Source organism: Olivibacter sp. SA151 (assembly GCF_054130995.1).
The window spans coordinates 2620749-2639235 of the sequence record NZ_CP096391.1; the positions used below are offsets into that span (position 1 = coordinate 2620749).

The 18487-nt window shown below is 41.9% G+C and carries 15 protein-coding genes; 9 read left to right on the forward strand and 6 right to left on the reverse strand.

Going from position 1 to position 18487, the window contains the following annotated elements:
* Positions 1-3: 3 nt before the first annotated feature.
* A complete protein-coding gene (locus tag M1D52_RS10655; protein ID WP_437392557.1) occupies positions 4-873 on the forward strand; it encodes an SDR family oxidoreductase in 870 nt (289 codons plus the stop codon).
* A gap of 193 nt (positions 874-1066) precedes the next feature.
* On the opposite strand, the gene M1D52_RS10660 is transcribed toward M1D52_RS10655, so the two are convergent.
* Positions 1067-1510 carry a winged helix-turn-helix transcriptional regulator gene (locus M1D52_RS10660; RefSeq protein WP_013667433.1) on the reverse strand — a complete coding sequence of 148 codons (444 nt, stop codon included), beginning with the start codon at positions 1508-1510 and terminating at the stop codon, positions 1067-1069.
* 93 nt (positions 1511-1603) lie between these two features.
* Between M1D52_RS10660 and M1D52_RS10665 the strand changes: the two genes are divergently transcribed.
* The 4 genes from M1D52_RS10665 to M1D52_RS10680 all read left to right on the forward strand — a co-directional run bounded on the left by M1D52_RS10665 (position 1604) and on the right by M1D52_RS10680 (position 6654).
* Positions 1604-2347 (forward strand): SDR family oxidoreductase, encoded by a 744-nt coding sequence (locus M1D52_RS10665; protein WP_130855424.1) that lies wholly within the window; start codon positions 1604-1606, stop codon positions 2345-2347.
* 587 nt (positions 2348-2934) lie between these two features.
* On the forward strand, positions 2935-3249 hold the full coding sequence (locus M1D52_RS10670; protein ID WP_377610433.1) for an ArsR/SmtB family transcription factor: 315 nt from the start codon (positions 2935-2937) through the stop codon (positions 3247-3249).
* A 109-nt stretch (positions 3250-3358) separates the two neighbouring features.
* Complete coding sequence (locus M1D52_RS10675; RefSeq protein ID WP_437392558.1) at positions 3359-3865, forward strand: SRPBCC family protein; 507 nt, start codon at positions 3359-3361, stop codon at positions 3863-3865.
* 404 nt (positions 3866-4269) lie between these two features.
* Complete coding sequence (locus M1D52_RS10680; protein ID WP_437392559.1) at positions 4270-6654, forward strand: ABC transporter permease; 2385 nt, start codon at positions 4270-4272, stop codon at positions 6652-6654.
* 301 nt (positions 6655-6955) lie between these two features.
* On the opposite strand, the gene M1D52_RS10685 is transcribed toward M1D52_RS10680, so the two are convergent.
* A complete protein-coding gene (locus tag M1D52_RS10685) occupies positions 6956-7558 on the reverse strand; it encodes an alpha-ketoglutarate-dependent dioxygenase AlkB family protein (protein ID WP_437392560.1) in 603 nt (200 codons plus the stop codon).
* 145 nt (positions 7559-7703) lie between these two features.
* On the opposite strand from M1D52_RS10685, the gene M1D52_RS10690 reads away from it, so the two are divergent.
* A complete protein-coding gene (locus tag M1D52_RS10690; RefSeq protein WP_437392561.1) occupies positions 7704-8546 on the forward strand; it encodes an RpnC/YadD family protein in 843 nt (280 codons plus the stop codon).
* 89 nt (positions 8547-8635) lie between these two features.
* Here the strand turns inward: M1D52_RS10690 and M1D52_RS10695 are convergent, their stop codons facing one another.
* Positions 8636-9055 carry a hypothetical protein gene (locus tag M1D52_RS10695; protein ID WP_437392562.1) on the reverse strand — a complete coding sequence of 140 codons (420 nt, stop codon included), beginning with the start codon at positions 9053-9055 and terminating at the stop codon, positions 8636-8638.
* A gap of 1046 nt (positions 9056-10101) precedes the next feature.
* Between M1D52_RS10695 and M1D52_RS10700 the strand changes: the two genes are divergently transcribed.
* The 3 genes from M1D52_RS10700 to M1D52_RS10710 are packed head-to-tail and all read left to right on the forward strand — an operon-like array spanning position 10102 to position 16213.
* Entirely contained in the window at positions 10102-11661 is a 1560-nt protein-coding gene (locus M1D52_RS10700; RefSeq protein WP_437392563.1) for a TlpA family protein disulfide reductase, read from the forward strand.
* On the forward strand, positions 11658-14852 hold the full coding sequence (locus tag M1D52_RS10705; protein WP_437392564.1) for a SusC/RagA family TonB-linked outer membrane protein: 3195 nt from the start codon (positions 11658-11660) through the stop codon (positions 14850-14852). Before M1D52_RS10700 ends, M1D52_RS10705 begins: the two co-directional genes overlap by 4 nt.
* 2 nt (positions 14853-14854) lie before the next feature.
* A complete protein-coding gene (locus M1D52_RS10710) occupies positions 14855-16213 on the forward strand; it encodes a RagB/SusD family nutrient uptake outer membrane protein (protein WP_437392565.1) in 1359 nt (452 codons plus the stop codon).
* Positions 16214-16259: 46 nt separating this feature from the next.
* Here the strand turns inward: M1D52_RS10710 and M1D52_RS10715 are convergent, their stop codons facing one another.
* From M1D52_RS10715 to M1D52_RS10725, 3 genes are all read right to left on the reverse strand, one after another.
* Positions 16260-16586 (reverse strand): hypothetical protein, encoded by a 327-nt coding sequence (locus M1D52_RS10715; RefSeq protein ID WP_437392566.1) that lies wholly within the window; start codon positions 16584-16586, stop codon positions 16260-16262.
* Positions 16587-16752: 166 nt separating this feature from the next.
* Positions 16753-17280 carry a MauE/DoxX family redox-associated membrane protein gene (locus tag M1D52_RS10720; RefSeq protein WP_437392567.1) on the reverse strand — a complete coding sequence of 176 codons (528 nt, stop codon included), beginning with the start codon at positions 17278-17280 and terminating at the stop codon, positions 16753-16755.
* A 149-nt stretch (positions 17281-17429) separates the two neighbouring features.
* Positions 17430-18425: a helix-turn-helix domain-containing protein gene (locus M1D52_RS10725; protein ID WP_437392568.1), complete on the reverse strand. Its 996-nt coding sequence runs from the start codon at positions 18423-18425 to the stop codon at positions 17430-17432.
* Positions 18426-18487: the final 62 nt, after the last annotated feature.

Consider the following 18487-nt stretch of genomic DNA (forward strand, 5'->3'; position numbering starts at 1 on the left):
ACCATGATTTTAGTAACAGGTGCAACCGGTAATTTAGGCAAAGCCACCATTAATTCTTTATTGAACAAAGGCATATCCGCAAACAATATTGCAGCATTGGTAAGAGATGAATCCAAATCGGCAGAATTTAAATCAAAAGGCATTCAGGTGCGGATTGGCGACTATCAGAATTTTGAGTCTTTAAAAAGTGCGTTCCAAGACGTGGACAAGCTACTGCTGATATCTTCTTCATCGGAAATAGTTCACAGGTTTGAGCAGCATAAAAACGTAATTAATGCTGCCAAGGAAACTGGTGTCGGTCATATCATTTATACCAGTTTTGATATGGTAGATCTGCGTCGCAGTATAATGGGGGAAGATGTACAATACCATGCAGACACAAGTGACTATCTAAAACAGATAGCTGTACCTTACACTTTGATGGATAATACACTGTATGCTGACATGATTCCCCTGTTGTCCGCAACTAATATATGGGATGAAGGTGTTTCCATTCCCGCCGGAAATGGTAAAACGCCTTTTTTACCGATATCAGAAATGGCCGAAGCCCTAGCTGTTGTACTGACTACTCCAGGGCATGAAAACAAAGAATATGTCATCGCTGCAGACGCTGCTTTTTCTTTCGCTGAAATCGCTGATCTAATATCAGACATGTTGGGAAGAAGTGTGACTTATTACCAACCAGAGGTAGATTCATACATTGCGCAGCTTGTGCAGAACGGATTTTCTGAAGATGATTCAGCATATGTGGCAAGGTTCGGTGAGGCGATTGCCAGAGGAGAGTTCGACACCAATAAAAGTGATGTCAAACAATTACTAGGTAGAAGTCCGATATCGTTAAAAGATTTTTTAAGAAGCATATACGGTAAATAATTCAAAGAAGGTTAACCTTTTCTAAGAGTTAAAAATGACATGGAAGGCAAAATTTCCGAAAACGGGGGAGTCAATTCAAAAAACGAAAGTAGAAATCTTCTAAAATTTGTGGCTATAAAAAGCAGTTAAAGCAAATTCGCATAAGCGACTTCCAGCTTTTGAAACGGAATGATGACAAGTCGTATTGACTTCGCTAAAAAGCGTTGATTCGGTTTTCTGTATAGGCATGCCGCTGGCTTCTTAATTTATCCTGGAGCTCCGTAATTGCTTTCTTTTTATTCTTTTTAATTCTTTCAAGCAATGATTTGGGACCACCGTCAGGGTTGTATTTGGAGCCCCAGTTAAGAAACTCCACCATGAACGGCACCAGTTCGATGCCCTTCTCAGTTAGTAGATACAGGAATTTAGAAGCGTTTTTCGGGGAGGTTACTTTAGAAACAATCCCTTCATTTAAAAGTATATTGAGCTTTTCCGTCAGTACAGCTGAAGATATTTTCTCGTCCGATGCCCGAAACTCGAGGAAGGAATTTTTTCCATTAAACATTAAATCCCGTAAGAGCAACAGCATCCATTTGTCGCCGAAAATTTCCACCGAATAATTGATCGGGCATGTTGATCTTCTTTCAATTGTTTTCATTATGTCAAATTCAAAAGTAGTTTGTTTTTAAAACTACTTTTCTATACGTTTGTAGTTTACAAAACAAACTACAAAAATAGCTAAAATTTAATTATGGACTTTACAAATAAAAATGTCGTTATTACAGGTGGAACTTCAGGTATAGGCTTAGCAACAGCAAAAGCATTTATCGCCGCAGGGGCAAATGTTTGGATTACGGGAAGAAATGCCGAAAATCTACAAAAAGCAAATGCAGAAATAAACAATCCGAAATTATTTACAGTGATTTCAGACACTTCAAAGCTCGAAGGCATATCGATTCTGGAAAAAGCAGTTGCAGAAAGTGGAAACAAATTAGATGTTCTCTTCCTGAATGCGGGAATTGGAACATTTGAGCCAATAGAAAAAGTAACCGAAGCAAATTTTGATGCACAATTTAACACCAATGTCAAGGGGCATTTCTTTACGTTGCAAAAATTACTTCCTCATCTGGCAGATGGAGCGGCAGTACTGTTCACATCTTCAACCGTTGCCACCGCGGCAAATGTGGGTGCCATCGTTTATTCTGCAACTAAAGGAGCATTGAATAAAATTGCCCAAATTGCGGCAAATGAACTGGCAGGAAGAAAAATCCGCGTCAACATTGTTAGTCCGGGACCTATAGATACGCCAGGCTTAGATACGGTATTACCTGCTGAAGCAAAAGAGTCAATAGCTGGCGCTACAGCGCTGCAAAGGCTTGGTCATCCTGATGAAATCGCGAAAACAGTGTTGTTTTTGGCTTCTGATGCCGCAAGTTTCATTACAGGAACTGAGATCGTTGCGGATGGTGGTTATCTTAATTACGCACTAAAATAATCGTTGATCATATCATCACTTTATCCAGTAACTGATTTTTCATCGTATCATGCTTGTCGTATGATTTGTCAGGAAAAAGGAGTTCCGCTTTCGAACTCCTTTTCTAGTTACGAAGTAAGATATGAAGAACGAAATTATCGTGCAGTACCGGCAGATCTGATTACTGACCCTTCAAAAGAGCTGAACCGGAACAAAATCGTGGTCCTCAAGCGCAGTTTGCCTCCCAATTTACATTTATTGCGGTGTTGACCTGTATTTGTATCATCAAAGGTGCTTTGCTTAGAAAGGCATTTACAAAAAGATCATTACAGCTTAGTCATGCACAAATAAAGGCCGATCGGCAGTACATGCGAGATCTTCGCGAGTTAAGCGACCAGTATGGTGGCATGATTAACCGAACGCAAGAAAAGATAAAAAAAATTGCGAAACCGAAAAGTTGCATTTATATTTGCAACTGATTGGTTTCTTAATTTAATTTGAAAATAAAAAAGTTGGGCTTACTATTTTCCAATCTATCAAAGAAGTATTGCCGTTAACGTTAATAAAATCGCATTCAATGTGTTATTGAATTATAAATCCAACAAATAATGAGACGAGATATTTTCCAAGCCGTAGCGGACCCTACAAGACGGGCAATTATCACACTCATTGCATTGCAGGCAATGACGCCCAATGCCATTGCCGAGCATTTTGATACCACAAGACAAGCCATTTCAAAACATTTGCGGATTTTGACGGAGTGTGAACTGTTAAAACAAAAGCACAGAGGCAGGGAAATTTATTACCAACTTGAAATTGATAAGATGAAAGAAATAGATAAATGGCTGGAGCAGTTCCGCAAAATTTGGGAAACCAAATTTAATCAATTGGATGATTTATTGGCTAAAATGCAACGGAAGTAATCATACCACAAAGGCACAGCTTGTCCCGAATAGTCGGGAAAGCCACAAAAAAGAACTTAGCGTCTTTGTGTCTTCGAGGCAAGAAAAATAAAACGTAAAAATCAAAAAAATGAACAGTAACCTATTATTCGATTTTACAGTCAGAAAAGAAACAAAAACCATTCACATAAAACGTGAATTTAATGCAAACCGTGAATTGGTTTGGGAGGCGTGGACAAATCCCGAACTTCTCGCCCAATGGTGGGCACCGAAACCGTATCACATCGAGACCAAAATTTTCGATTTAAAAGTAGGCGGAATGTGGCTGTATGCAATGGTTAGTCCCGAGAATGAAAAACATTGGAACAAAGCGGATTACAAGATTATTGAAACCAACAAGTTGCTGTCTTTTTTTGATGCTTTTTGTGATGAAAACGGAATTGAAAACACCGTTAAACCGCACTCACTTTGGACAAATAATTTTACAGAAGAAAACGGTATCACAACCGTAAATATTACGATGAAGCACGACAAATTGGAAGATATTGAAATGCTGATTGAAACAGGTTTCAAAGAGGGCTTTACAATGGCAATCGGCAATTTGGACGAATTATTATTAACGTTAAAAAACAAATAAAATGGCAAAACAAATTTTTATAATCTAGCAGTAAAACCCTTTCATCCCGCGGCGGTTCTTTTTTGGAAGCCCTTTCCTGGGCGTTAATTTGTTGCTACGCCTCTAAAATATTCTTCTCTGTTGGGGTAATTTGAGGACTTCCTGTTTAAGAACATTCGTTTTCCCGAATGCCGAAAAAGTCTTTGACTTGGACAAGAATAAAAAATCCCTAGCACCAAAGCAACCCGAAGCTGATGCTTTTTCCCAATCCAGGTATGTCCGAATCCGCACAATAGGTGTCTGAAAACGAACGCCGTCAAATTGGCAACGGCTTGTTCTTGATAAACTGTAAGGCATTTGTCGTAGTGGCAGTTTTATTGTGCCAATGAACAAGGAATTAATTCCCATGGACAAAATTAGAAGTCATGATTAAGAGCTATTTTACAATTGCTTGGCGTAATATGAAAAGGAACCAGGTGTTCGCGATCATCAATATTCTTGGACTTACCATCGGTGTGACTGTTTGTACGATGATCTTCCTTTTTGTTAGAAATGAATTTACTTTTGATAGATTTCACGAACAGGGAAAAAATATTTACCGTCTAGTCCGTAGCTTTGATGAAAATGGTTCTGAAAAACGGGTGCCCTGGTTATCTCCGCCTTTTGCTACGGCTTTGCCGATAGATTTTTCCGGTGAGGTTACAAAAGCAACTCGGGTATGGCCGGGCAATGCATTGGTAGCTTTTGGATCGATTTCATTTAACGAAAAAAAAGTACTGAAAGCCGATAGTGATTTTTTTACTTTCTTTTCCTTTCCACTGGTAGCTGGGAACCCTGCCACTGCCTTAAGTAATCCCGGAAGTATCGTTTTGACCGAATCGACTGCCCGAAAATATTTCGGTGATCAAGATCCACTGGGCAAGATTATCGAATTGGATAAAAACTTGCCGCTTACCGTCACCGGAATTGCTAAAGATATACCGGCAAATTCCCACCTGGATTTTGACCTTGTTGTCCCTTTATCAAATTATACTGTTACTGACGAATCCGAAAATTGGTTTTTTAACTGCTTATTTACCTATGTGTTACTTCGCGAGGGTACTGATCCATCCTCCCTGGAAAGCAAATTTCCCAGCTTTGTCCAAAAGCATATGGGCCAGCTACTAGAACGGATCGGGCTCAAGGTAAACCTTTCGCTAACGCCTCTTTCCGATATATATTTTGAACCGGGCGGCCCTCCTGACCCAAGCAGACATGGGAATAAAAGTTTAGCATACATTTTTATAGCAATTGCGCTATTGATTCTGCTTATTGCCTGTGTCAATTTTATAAATCTTTCTACCATCAAGGCTATTGAACGCTCAAAAGAAGTGGGACTGAGAAAAGTAATGGGTGCCATAAAGAGTCACCTGGCCGGACAGTTTATCAGTGAATCCGTTTTAACGGTGCTCATTTCATCTTTGGTTTCGTTAGGTCTTGTAAAGTTATTGAACCCTCTTTACGCCCGGTTGCTTGGATATCCCCTTGATATCCCTTGGAACACATGGCATTTATACGCTTTCTTTGCCGGAATCATATTGGTTGTTGGACTCTTGGCAGGTAGCTATCCTGCTTTCTTTATTTCAGGTTTTTCGCCCGTTCAGGCCCTCAAAGGTAAACTCCGGTTGGGTAAGGGTGGGTCCATGTTCCGTCAGGCTTTAGTAACCCTCCAATTCGGTATTTCGATTCTCCTGGTTATTGGAGTCGTGGTGATTTCCAGTCAACTGAAATATATGAAAACGAAGGAATTAGGCTACAATATGGAACATGTCGTGAGCATACGTGTGGATGGTAATAATGATATCTATAGGGGAAGACGGCAATTTAAGGAAGACTTACAAAACAACACGGCAATAAAAGAGGTGTCGCTAATGTCGGGTGAACCGGGAGGATTCCACGACTCGCAAACATTTCAGGTTGAAGGTACTGACGATCGCACCTGGTCGTTAAGAACACAGTTTGCCGATTTCGAATATATAGAAACTTTGGGCCTGAAGATGATCGCAGGAAGGGACTTTTCGGCATCGTTTAAAACCGATACCACCAACTCGGTTCTGATTAACAGAACGGCGGCCGCCACGCTGGGATATACGCCGGATCAGGCAATCGGTAAGTGGATACAGAATACCATAAGGGATAACTCCAGACGCAGAATTATTGGAGTAGTGGAGGACTTTAACTTTCTTTCCCTCAAAGACAAAGTGGAGCCACTTGTTATTTCTCCGAATGAGGATAACCGAGTGGCATTGATTGCGCTGAAATCGGGGAGTATCAAGGAGGGGATGAATGCTATCGAAAGGGAGTACCGAAAGTTGGCACCGGATTACCCTTTTGAATACAGCTTTCTTGATCAGCGTTTTGATGAGCTTTATAGGAAAGATATCCAGCAACAAGCACTTATGACTATTTTTTCGGCACTCTCCATTTTTGTTGCCAGCCTTGGTCTTTACGGACTGGCGTCGTTTACAACAGCTAAACGTACGAAGGAAATAGGTATACGCAAAGTACTAGGGGCGTCTATCAATGGCATTTTCCAATTGTTATCTAAAGATTTCATCAAGCCTGTTTTGTTTGCTTTTTGCATCGTTTCACCAATCGGTTGGTGGATAATGAATCGCTGGCTAGCGAACTTTGCTTACCATATTGATATTGCATGGTGGATGTTTGCACTTTCCGGCTTTATTGCGGTATGCATTGCCTTGCTTACGGTAAGCTCGCAAGCTATTCGGGCGGCAGTGGAAAATCCTATAAACTCGCTTAGGGATGACTGATATCTCTTTTTGTTTTTTCGGTTAACGGGTGATGGAAGAGACGGCTTTTTCTATTAAGCACTATAAATTAAGTTCGAAAGCTTCCTACTTCTTAATCAACTTTGGCTTTAACTCCGATAGCCGATATTCGAGCTCATTGTTTTCTTCTAGAAGCATGTTATCGTTTTCTAGATTTCGCGAGTATTCGCCATAATGATTTAAAAGTACCTCGACTACGGAAAATATGATAAAATGCAAATTCATGTGACGAAATGGGTCGATTCCGTGACGAAAGCATAAGAAATAAGTTTGGGATCAAATCCTATGGAATCACCTTCCTGAACGTCAGATTGATCCTCGGCCCCATGATCGCGTTCGATTTTGCTATCCTATGTTCCCAGTGAAGTTGCAGATCGCCTTTCATGAGCAGAAGGGAGCCGTGCTGCAGCTTGATGGAGTAGCGACTGGCATGGTCGTCCTTCCTGCGGAAATCAAAGTTCCGTTCGGCTCCCAGGCTCAGGGAGGCTATTTCGGTTTTGCGGCCGGGTACCGTGTCCTTGTCGGCATGCCAGGCCACCGAATCATTTCCATCGCGGTAGAGGTTCAGCAGCACGCCCTGAAAGGCCATACCGGTAAAGGCCTCTATGCGCTGCCTTACCACCTGCAGTTCCGGCAGCCACGGGATCGGTTCGCGCCGGTCATCCGTCCGCAGGGGGCGGTCTCCGTACCATGACGTCAATCTGGGCGTTACCACCTCCTTATCGTACATCTTAACCTTGGTCTGCTGCCAAGGCACATTGTGCAATAAAAAAGCGAGCAGCGTATCCGCTTCCGGCCGTTCCAGAAAGCCGGGCGTATAATCCATCAGTTCCCGTGGCAGTACCAATTGCCGGTTATCATCAAACAGTTTCCCCTGCATCTCCATTCAATTAAAATTTACCTGAAATTACGTCCTTTCGGAAACAGCTCCAGTTGAGCATCAAATATATATAAAAGAAAAATCTGAAATGTTTTTTTGCTAAAAAAATTAGATTTTTTTATATTCGTGTTATACCTGAATCGTAATCTAAATGAACCAAAGTAAGTCGCAAGCGAATCAATATGATAAGATTTTCCGTGAGAACATGGAAGTAGTATTGCCTGGTATTATCAAGTATCTACTGAAACTCGATATAATAGAAAGTGAAGAATTGCCCGATGATTTGCAGCATACAAAAGAACGCAGACCCGATTTGCTCAAAAAGGTAAAAGATGCATCCGATAAAGTTTATGTCCTGCATGTAGAGTACCAAACAAAGAACGAGTCCGATATGGTGTTCCGGATGGCTGAATACAATATAATGTTGCAGCGGAGGTATCGGTTACCTGTAAAGCAATATGTTGTTTTTATCGGTTCGGCCAAACCGAAGATGGTAACAGCTATTGTAACTGAAGATTTTCAGTTCCGATATAACCTGGTCGCGTTTTCCTCGGTAGACTATAAAATATTTCTTAAGTCTGATAAACCCGAAGAGAAAATATTGGCAGTATTAGCTAACTTTGTAAATGATAGCCCGTTAGAGGCTATTGTGACGATCCTATGGGAAATAAAATCAATTTCCGGTGGGGATTTGTCTGAAAGCAGATATTTTAATCAGTTGCGTGTGTTAGTGCAATTGCGTAAATTAGAGAATCAATTGGATATAGCTATGGAAACGATAACAAAATTTTTTAAGGAAGAGCGAGATCCGCTGTTTCGTAGAGGCGAAGCAAGGGGTAAAGTTGAAGGTGAAGCCAAGAAAAGCCATGATGTGGTTGAAAATTTGATTACTGAGCTCAAATTATCTAACGAACAAATTGCACGTATTGCCGAAGTATCAATCGACTTCGTCCAAAAAGTCCGTGCCGATTTGGCTAAAAAGAAGAAGAATTAAGCATCAGGTATTTGTAGATATATTGAAGCCGTTTCTTGTTTAGAGGCGGCTTTTTCTATTAAGCACTATAAATTAAGTTCGAAAGCTTCCTACTTCTTAATCACCTTTTGCTTTAATTCTGCTAACTGATATTTGAGCTCATTGTTTTCTTCTAAAAGCATATTGTGTTTTTCCAAAAGCTCGGTGTATTTATCCTGTATAATTTGAAGTTTTTGGGTAAGTGTGGCGTCGTCCTTTACATCGTTGAAAAGGGGGATGTTTTTAAAATACTTAGCAAGCTCTGGATAAGGGATTGAAAAGTCGTAAGGAATAGCTTTTCCATATCGGACCATAATGGCATCAGATAGATCAGCCTTCTTGAAATGTGCATAAAGCGTGTTCACTTCATAGCCCGCCCTTTTGGCAATGGTTTCGTTTGTATCAATACTTGTTGCAATGGCATTGTATAATACAAGTCCCCGGCCTTTATACTTTTTTGACGGCTCAATATGGCGTTTGTTTTTTGGCAAAACTTTTTCTTTCTAAGATAGTTATGATTTATCTTATAAAAACGTGGATTTATAGTTGATTTTTCAATATTAATATGTATATTTGTGTATCAAAGTTGAAAATAGGTGCATGAAAAGTTGATTTTTAGTGTTTTTTACTTTAGAAATTGATTTGCTGAAAGTGAATTTTTCATGTACGGTTAATTGTTTTAAGAGTCTCGTTACGAAAACTACCACTTTTCAAAGACGCGAGGCCAAAGGAGAAACCTCCCTGGATTTTTTGTACATTTGCAAAATACGGGGTGGGCTCCTATTGGAAGTCGCGTCAGGGTTCTAGTGGTAGTACCTCGTAACGGCGGAAGATAGGGGCCCACTCCGTGAATAATTCCGCAAGAGGCTCGTTAATAGAACGAGTTATGATAGCTAAACCTAACAAAAAATTCTGTTTAAGAAATATAATCGCTGCTCCCGAATAGGTGAGATGCTTGGCAATTTTATGGCTTCATCTCCTTACGGTGAAGGCGCCCCGCTGTACGGATTTTTAAACCAAATTATTTACATGAACAATCTAAATCATTACAGAAATGAAGCTTTTTACAAGCTACATCAGGGAGCTTTTTGTCCAATTTAAACTAAAAAGTAATACGGTCGTTACGCGCAAACCATCACTAACGATGAATGATGAGTTATTAATGATAAATACTTCTTGTACCTTTTTCCGCAAAAGGTACCCAAAACTCCTGGCTGCAAAATTTCTATGTAAGTTACATCGACTACTTAGCCTATGCTATCCGAAATTTTGGAGGCCAGTTTTTTCCAGTATGAGCAGTTTCTTGCTACAACCATTGCGTATACAAAAAATAAATGAAAAAACTACCTGTAACTCGCGAGTTACAGGAAAACAGGGTCTAAGAAGTTTTAAAGGTGCTTTTTGGTGGTTTTTTACCATTGAAATTTGCATAAAAAAGTGCTGGAAATTCGCATATAGATTTATTCGTTGCGGTAGAAATGATGACGCTCGGAGATTTCTCCGCAAGGTCGAAATGATGGCACTTCGCAACGTCGGTATGGCAAGAGGTAGTTGCCTCTGCGCCGTATACCTTATAACCGTAAAAATCTTGTTCTGTGTTTGTTTGGCACACGCCCGGCAGTCCTCCTCCCCGGAGGCTGCCCACGGCGTGGCTTTATCCACAGATTCTATTAGGCCCCTGCAAATAGGGGACACCATTCCCGAAGTTTTATGGCAAATGCCTTTGCAAATGGTACAAGCAGGGCAGGAGGGAAGTACTACCGTAACGCTCAATGATTATAGAGGCAAGCTTATTATATTGGATTTTTGGGCGACCTGGTGTGGACCTTGTGTAGAAGCAATGCCGGCACTGCATGGCTTGGAAAACAGTCTAGCCGACGAAGTCGTACTCTTACCAATTACTGCCGAGAATGAAAATGCGATAAGGAAATTTGTTGCAACGAATAGGGCAATCAGTTCAATATCCGACTTTAATAGCGTAGTAAGTGAAGGCCTTAGAGCCTATTTCCCACGGCAAACAATCCCGCATACGGTCATTGTTGATAAGAGGGGCACAATTACGCGGATCACCGTACCCAAGTTACTGACAGAAGATGGAATCAAAAAGCTCTTACGCAATAGTGCTAAAGATGCTATAATCCCTAACAAAATAGAGCGGCGGTTTCCGGGAAATTTGTTCGCCGCCACTATGGGGCATGTACGAGAGGAGAGCCAGGTGTATTATACAGGGTTTACACCTTATATCGACGGGTTGGCCGCTGTAAGCGGTTATCGTGTAGACAGTGCGAACAGAGCATGCCACTATTATTTTGGTAACCGTACGGTTTTACAGCTATATGCTGCAACCCGCATTTTTAACGGAGGGATTGCCGGAAAAGCTAACAGACGGATTCTGGAAGTTTCGAGACCCGAATCGCTTACGCACCACGTGAGAGATGATGGTTCTGAAACTGCCAATGATCCCGATTGGGAAAGAGTTAATACATTCTGCTACGAGGCACGAACGCGTTTAGGGCATAGTGAGGACCGGATGCGCAAACGTTTAAAGGACGATCTGGACCTGTTTTTCTGTCTTAACGCGAAAGAGGAACTGCGAAATGTAACCTGTTTAGTGCTGAAAAAGTATGGAGATGCTTTAACCACAAAAAGCACTAAAGAGCAAGAACATCAATTTGTGAGGAATGGTCTTGTAATACATAGACTGCCGGAGAAACGATCATACGTTGGACGCTCATCTACAGGGGCCGTGAACTATTTAAACAACTATACCATTAAGCAATTGCTGTACTTACTGGAGGATGACAACTTAGCTCTTTATGGGTATTTACCACCAACGATAAACGGTACCGGTTTACCGGACTCCACATTGCTTAATATTGATCTTCCTGATGATTTGGGTGATTTCAATAGCTTGAATAGGGCATTGCAGAAGCAAGGCTTGATATTCGAAACCGAGATGAGAAAAATTCGCATGCTAGTCATTACCGAAGCAGGTTTTCGCCCCGTTGTCGGCCCGCTCGTGCTTACATCGGCAGGTTTTATATATCCTAATAGAATCAACCATATCAAGCAATCGCCTTTTTACATTGAACCATGAGAATATCAACCTTAACCTTTTTGATTTTATTATTAACGGCAAGAAGCTTCGCCCAAACGAAAGTATTATTTAAAGCGAGAGTCATGGTGCATGACTCGATTCCTTTAGCCAATGCCGTAATAGCGACAGCAGATAAAACTATCCAAGCAAGATCCGGTGACGATGGTTATTTTACCGTTTATCTGCCTAAGTCCTGTGTCTATCAAGTAAGCATTAGCCATGTTGGTTATACCACACGTGTCATTACCTGGAAGGGGGACGACGGCCCTCCTTCAGCCGTGTACTTAGAAATGCAGCGTAATGAACTGGACGAAGTAAGTATTTCTACAGGTTACCAAACGCTCCCTAAAGAGCGATTGACGGGCTCATTCGAAACCATAGACAGTACGCTATACAATAGGCAGATAACAACCGATGTGATCAGCAGACTCGACGGTCTCGTTCCGGGCGTACTATTCGATAAACGCAACGGAACAAGCCAAGACTTTCATATCCGTGGGCAGAGTACATTGGCACAGGAGCGGGCATTAAACGGACCGTTGATTGTGTTAGATAATTTTCCTTATCAGGGTGATATCAACAATATCAATCCAAATGATATTGAAAACATTACCTTTCTGAAGGACGCCGCGGCTGCATCCATCTGGGGGGCAAGAGCAGGTAATGGAGTAGTGGTAATTACTACCAAAAAGGGCCAACGGGAAAGACCCACAGATATTTCGTTTATAGCGAACGTAACATTTATTGAACGTCCCAATCTATTCTATCAACCCAGGATGTCGACCTCGGACTTTATAGATACCGAAATATTTTTGTTCGAACAGGGTGCATATCGGGCCAACCTGAATAATACCACTACAAGGCCGGTATTGACACCTGTAGTAGAACTATTGGAAAAAGTCCGCACTGGAGTGATGAGCAGGGAAGATGCGGAACACCGGATTGAGCAGTTCCGTACGATCGATGTGCGGGACGATTATAGCAAATATCTATATAGAACAGCCGTAAACCAGCAATATGCAGTTGCACTAAAAGGTGGAAGTGAAAGATTGTCCTATCGGTTTTCCGGAGGCTTCGACAGAAACTTCCATAATCTAAGAGAAAATGAAATGGACAGGTTAACATTGCGATCAAGTAACAGCTTACAGCTTTCGAAGAACTTATCGTTCGATCTCGGGCTTATCTATACACAGCGTAACGAACAGCTAAATAACGATGGAGAGCCAAGGTTGGGCACCTTTATCAGCCAGCTATATCCATATGCCCGCATTGCCGATGATCATGGAAATCCACTGGTTGTTGAACAACAGTATAGAAAAAGCTATATAGAAAATCTTCAAATCGACCAGCTGCTGGATTGGACTTACCGGCCACTGGAAGAGATTTATGTAGCGGACAACACAGCTAAAACGAGGAACTTGCTCTTCAATACAGGACTTAATTATGACCTGGGCGTAGGATTTAAAGCAACGGTCAAATATCAATATGAAAGCGAGTCTACGGTAGGAAGAAATCTGTATAGTGAGCAGCTTTTTTTTACAAGGAACCTGATCAACCGCTTTTCCTTTTGGGACGGAACGCAGTTGATACGAAATATACCGCTAGGTGCAATCTTGGATCATGCTAACTCGGGAATGAATGCGCACTCTGGTAGGTTTCAGTTAAATTACGACAAAAGCTGGAAACGAAGGCATGATCTAACTGCTTTGGTTGGCTCAGAGCTCCGGGAGGTTATTACCGAATACCAATCTGGTCGCGTATATGGTTATAATGATGATCTACGAACAGGGGGTGTCGTAAATTGGGTGGACAGGCATCCTATATTTGACGGCTTGGCTTCAACAGCGACTATTCCGAATAATCAGTCCTTCTCGCGAACAAATCATCGTTTTATTTCGGTTTATGCAAATGCCGCTTATACCTATCTAAACCGGTATACTCTGTCAGCAAGCACGCGCCGCGACGCCTCGAATCTCTTCGGGACAGCTACGAATAATAAATGGAAGCCTTTATGGTCTATTGGACTGAAATGGGATGTTTCGAAGGAACCTTTTTACAGATCGGAGATGCTACCTGTTCTTGCGCTTCGAACTACCTACGGCCACAGTGGCAATGTGAATAACTCGGTGGCCGCTCTTACAACCATCCGTTACAGCACAACACCGAGCCCCCTCGGTCGTGTATCCTTTGCTACTGTGCAGAACCCTCCGAATCCTGATCTTCGATGGGAGAATGTTTCCCAGCTTAATGTAGCTATGGATTTCGGACTTAAAGATAATGTGGTGACCGGTAGTTTTGAATATTATTATAAGAAATCGACTGATCTGATCAGCTTGATGGATGCCGATATTACTACTGGCTTTGCCTTTATAAATCGGAATAGTTCATCTATAGCAAATAGCGGTTTTGATATGCAATTTACTACAAGAAATTTGCGAGGTGCCTTGGGGTGGAAAACAAATTTTTTCCTATCACATAATAGAAGCAAACTTCTGGAAAACCATTATAATAGACCTGTTAACGCAAGTGTCAGTCTGTTGCCGCCCGCTGTTGGATTCCCTTTAAATAGTTTGTTCAGCCACCGTTTCGGAGGTTTAGATCCGGCAAACGGTGATCCTCTGGGATATGACGGTCACGGAAATTCAAGTAAGGACTATGTTCGTTTGCTCCGTCCAGAGAAAGTGGAAGAGCTGGTGTTCAACGGATCATTGATTCCACAATTTTTCGGGGCTTTCAGAAATGACTTCAGTTATAAGAATCTGTCCGTCTCCGTGAACATAACGTTTCGGGCGGATTACGTGTTCCGCAGAAAAACGATTTGGTACAGCGCCCTGTTGACACCGAATGCCATACCGGAACACGGCGATTTTGCTAGGAGATGGAGGGAGATCGGAGATGAGCTTTTTACCTCGGTACCATCTATGAGCTATCCCGCAAATAGTATGCGCGACCAGTTTTATGCTAATAGTGAAGCAACGGTGGAGAGGGGAGACCACATCCGTATTCAGGATGTCAATCTAAGCTATGCTTTGAAAGGAGGGCACAGATCGCTTTTTGATCAGCTTAAATTTACCCTATATGCATCTAACCTGGGCATACTCTGGAAAGCAAACCGCGCAGGTCTTGACCCCGACCATCTTCTGAATCCTTTGCAACGAACATTAGCTATTGGTTTTAACGCAAATTTCTAATCATGAAAATCAAAAACATAATACAAAACAGCTATATTTTTTTGTTGCTTACCCTGACAACCTCCTGTAGTAAATTTTTGGAAGAAAAGCCGGAGAGCCAGTTGGCGCTTGTGAATACCCTGGCCGATCTGCAGGCGATTATGGATAACGAGACGAGACGGAACGACGGCAACCTGGATTTAGGCGATATTGCTTCTGATTACTATTACCTTACCTTAAATGACTGGCAGGCCCGGAACGAACGGGTTAGAGGGTCTTACATATGGTCACGTACCACCCCTCAAACGCAAGGGTGGGAAGCGTCGTATCGGGCAATCTTTGACACGAATATTGTACTGGAAAATGTTGATACGGTTGATGGTGGCGGACTATCGGAGGATGATCGGAAGCGGATAAAAGGGGAAGCATTGTTTATTCGTTCCTGGTATTTCTATCATCTTTTACAGGTTTTTGCTAAGCCCTATCATAACACTACATTACAAGAACCAGGTATTCCGTTAAGAACGACTGCGAATATCAATGTCGTCAGTAATCGTGCAACAATTGAGGAGTGCTACAATACGGTTCTGCATGATCTAAATGATGCATTTATGTTATTATCGGATAAAGCATCATCCCCATTGCGTCCTTCGCGGGCGGCAGTAGCAGCTCTGTTGAGCAGGTGTTATTTACAAATGGAGGATTTTGGCATGGCGTTGGAATACGCCGATATTTGTCTGAATATAATTAGTGATTTGATTGATTATAACGAATTGGACACTGTTCAAACAGGTCAATTTCAACCGTTAAATCGAGAAGTGATCTTCCATGCGAAAATGATTACAAGTTCGGGGGTGTTTTCTAATAACCTTATGCGTGTTGATGAGTATCTATATAGTACGTATGGAAATGACGATTTACGGAAGTCTATATTTTATAAGACGAACACCGATGGTGCTCTCGGGTTCCATGGAGATTATGGGGGTAGCGTTTCCACATCGAGCTTCTCAGGTATCGCTACAGACGAACTGTATCTTACAAGAGCGGAATGTTACATTAGAGAAGGAAATGTTGCAGCCGGCTTAGCGGATATCAATCATTTACTTTCACATCGTTATAGGGCAGGGTCTTACATAGAGGTAGCAAACATATCGGCAAATAACGCGTTACAACTGGTGCTGTTGGAAAGAAGAAAAGAACTTGCATTTAGAGGAGGTATACGCTGGCCTGATTTAAGAAGGTTGAATAAAGATAGCGGGACGCAGCAAGTCTTGTCCAGAACGCTGGGCGAAAATTTATATAACCTTCGGCCAGGAGAACCGGGTTATGTCTTTTTAATTCCGCAGGAAGTTATTGACCAGGCGAACTTGGTACAGAATTAAAGAACAGTACGCGTCATCGCGTACTGTCTCCACCTTTGTAGCCTGTTTAGGGCTGTCTGAACACATTGTCGGTTTCTTGTCCCGAAAGTATTTCAGCTTCCAGCTGTGCGCTGATCAGTGGTTGATTGGGGTTACTCGATTCGGGAGCTTTTATGCCGCACATATTTGCTCCGGATTCGCAAACATCCGCAAGATCTTCATTGGTTCGAGTGTAACTCGAAGCCTCTGTCGGATCGCCACTGTTATAAATCCAATTGTGCTCAGTTTGTAGCGCGCTAACAGCCTTTTTCGATGCTGTTTTCGCTAAAGCAATACCACTGCCCGATAGCATCGCCGCCATCAGCACAGTTCCTGTGATTTTTTTAATGTTCATGATTTTACGTTTTTGACAAGCTGTTCTTTGATTGTTCTTTTTATCGTTCGGCTGGGTACCGGAGGCAGAAATTACCTTTCGGGGTTTCTCTTGCTATGTGCAGGAGCCTATTGATCAGCCTGCGTGCCGCGCTTCTGCGATAATCCGAAACATTAAAGGTATACCGTTAATTTCGCAGCACCTTTTGTGCACGATGGGTGCCGCCAAACCAGCGTGTATACAGCTTGTTGGTTATGAGCCTAAAGGTTGGCCAATGCTGTAGGCAGGCTCCAACTACAGCAAGTATCGTAAGGCGCAGGTTCCACAGATAGTGTTCCGGCCATTCCATTTTCTCAAAAATACCGCCGCACGCACAAGGGATGTATCCGAATACCTTTTCCTTAGCTAGCCAAGCGTAAACCGTAAAGCTTGCGATAAGCAATACGTTGGCTTTAAGACCTAAACGGAGTACTTTGTGCTCGAAAAAGAAAGGTAACAGAAGCCAAAAGGCCATTATAAACTCGGTTGCGGGTAAGGCATAGATCAATGCATCGGTCAACCAATCCGGAAATACCTGTCGATACATCTTAATGCGGTAAACCTTGAAATCGGCCAGCTTCATCACTGCTGTATAGCTGTAAAGTAAAATGAAAACCAAGCGCACTAGCGTGTCTGCTGCGAATAAGCTCCATTTAATAAGTATAGTTCTCTTCATGATGACAGTCCTTTCTCTGGCAAATTTACAGCCCATTTAAAGGTTAAGGGGGGCATAAATGAACACAAAAAGGGGGCATAAGTGTTGGTTTTTGTTTATTGATAGAGCAATTATACCCTGTTTTTGATGACGGTTCAGAAGAATCTTCGTCAACTTCGGAAAAGATCATTCGGCGTGATACCGAAATGTTTGATAAACTGTCTTCGGAAGGCTCTGATTTCAGTGTAACCCATGGCATAAGCCGCTTGTAGGGGCCTAAACCCTTCCTCTTTGATTAAATGGTAAACCTCCTTTAATCTTAAATCTGTAATGTACTCTTGTAGGCTTTGGTCATAGGCCTGTTTATGGGCGTAGCGTAGTTGGTAAGGGCTGATGTCAAACCGATAGGCAATTTGTGATACGGTATAGATATTGCCTATATCAATATTCTCCTTGATAAATAACCTGATTTCCGCTAAGCGTTCAACGTCCAATCGGATATGCTGCTGCCGCAGATAGAAGGCAGATCGAGCGATTACAATAAGCCGGATGATAGCCAGTGGAATTTCTCCTTCCAGTTCCAATTCATCTAATTTACGATGATGTAATAGCTTGTTTAAGTGGCGTAAAACATGTGCATCAATAGGTAACCGTAAACTAGCAGCAAATTCTTCGTGCGATTCCTTCAGTTTATCCAGTAGATCTTTTATGAAATGTAAAGAAGTATTCCGAAAGCGCAACAACAACTCTTCATCTACTACAAAATAAAAGACGAGACAATGGGTTCCTTTTTCGAAGTGGCTGTGGTGATCGCCTGACGGGACGTAAACTGCTTGATAGTTTTTTTCTTTTGGTTTTAATGGGATTTTACGGTGTTTGCAATTGACTACCAATAAATATTCGTCTTCCAATTGGTAAATCCAATAGATGTTCGGAGTGGAACAACGTAAAACGATGGATAGATCTACGTCTGTTTTTATCTCTCCAAGGTAAAGGAAGATATGTTTGGTACGGTAGTATTGTTCTGCCACAGAATAGACTTGGTGTTCCCAATAATTGCATAGGGCATAACCTAATCGATAAGTTGCGGTTTTCGGCAGCATATGATTTAAAGTTGGCTCGCCGAGTGAATTTGGAAATTCGAGTTTTATTAAAGATTCTGCCATGTTTTTTTTGATTTGATAATGAGTCGGTTGGTTTTTAAGGTCATGTAAAGCCCGTGGGATAC

What these genes read in the sequence shown, in the direction of transcription:
- M1D52_RS10655 (WP_437392557.1), top strand. Translation starts at nt 4, where the DNA reads ATGATTTTAGTAACAGGTGCAACCGGTAATTTAGGCAAAGCCACCATT.
- M1D52_RS10660 (WP_013667433.1), bottom strand. Translation starts at nt 1,510, where the DNA reads ATGAAAACAATTGAAAGAAGATCAACATGCCCGATCAATTATTCGGTG.
- M1D52_RS10665 (WP_130855424.1), top strand. Translation starts at nt 1,604, where the DNA reads ATGGACTTTACAAATAAAAATGTCGTTATTACAGGTGGAACTTCAGGT.
- M1D52_RS10670 (WP_377610433.1), top strand. Translation starts at nt 2,935, where the DNA reads ATGAGACGAGATATTTTCCAAGCCGTAGCGGACCCTACAAGACGGGCA.
- M1D52_RS10675 (WP_437392558.1), top strand. Translation starts at nt 3,359, where the DNA reads ATGAACAGTAACCTATTATTCGATTTTACAGTCAGAAAAGAAACAAAA.
- M1D52_RS10680 (WP_437392559.1), top strand. Translation starts at nt 4,270, where the DNA reads ATGATTAAGAGCTATTTTACAATTGCTTGGCGTAATATGAAAAGGAAC.
- M1D52_RS10685 (WP_437392560.1), bottom strand. Translation starts at nt 7,558, where the DNA reads ATGGAGATGCAGGGGAAACTGTTTGATGATAACCGGCAATTGGTACTG.
- M1D52_RS10690 (WP_437392561.1), top strand. Translation starts at nt 7,704, where the DNA reads ATGAACCAAAGTAAGTCGCAAGCGAATCAATATGATAAGATTTTCCGT.
- M1D52_RS10700 (WP_437392563.1), top strand. Translation starts at nt 10,102, where the DNA reads ATGGCAAGAGGTAGTTGCCTCTGCGCCGTATACCTTATAACCGTAAAA.
- M1D52_RS10705 (WP_437392564.1), top strand. Translation starts at nt 11,658, where the DNA reads ATGAGAATATCAACCTTAACCTTTTTGATTTTATTATTAACGGCAAGA.
- M1D52_RS10710 (WP_437392565.1), top strand. Translation starts at nt 14,855, where the DNA reads ATGAAAATCAAAAACATAATACAAAACAGCTATATTTTTTTGTTGCTT.
- M1D52_RS10715 (WP_437392566.1), bottom strand. Translation starts at nt 16,586, where the DNA reads ATGAACATTAAAAAAATCACAGGAACTGTGCTGATGGCGGCGATGCTA.
- M1D52_RS10720 (WP_437392567.1), bottom strand. Translation starts at nt 17,280, where the DNA reads ATGAAGAGAACTATACTTATTAAATGGAGCTTATTCGCAGCAGACACG.
- M1D52_RS10725 (WP_437392568.1), bottom strand. Translation starts at nt 18,425, where the DNA reads ATGGCAGAATCTTTAATAAAACTCGAATTTCCAAATTCACTCGGCGAG.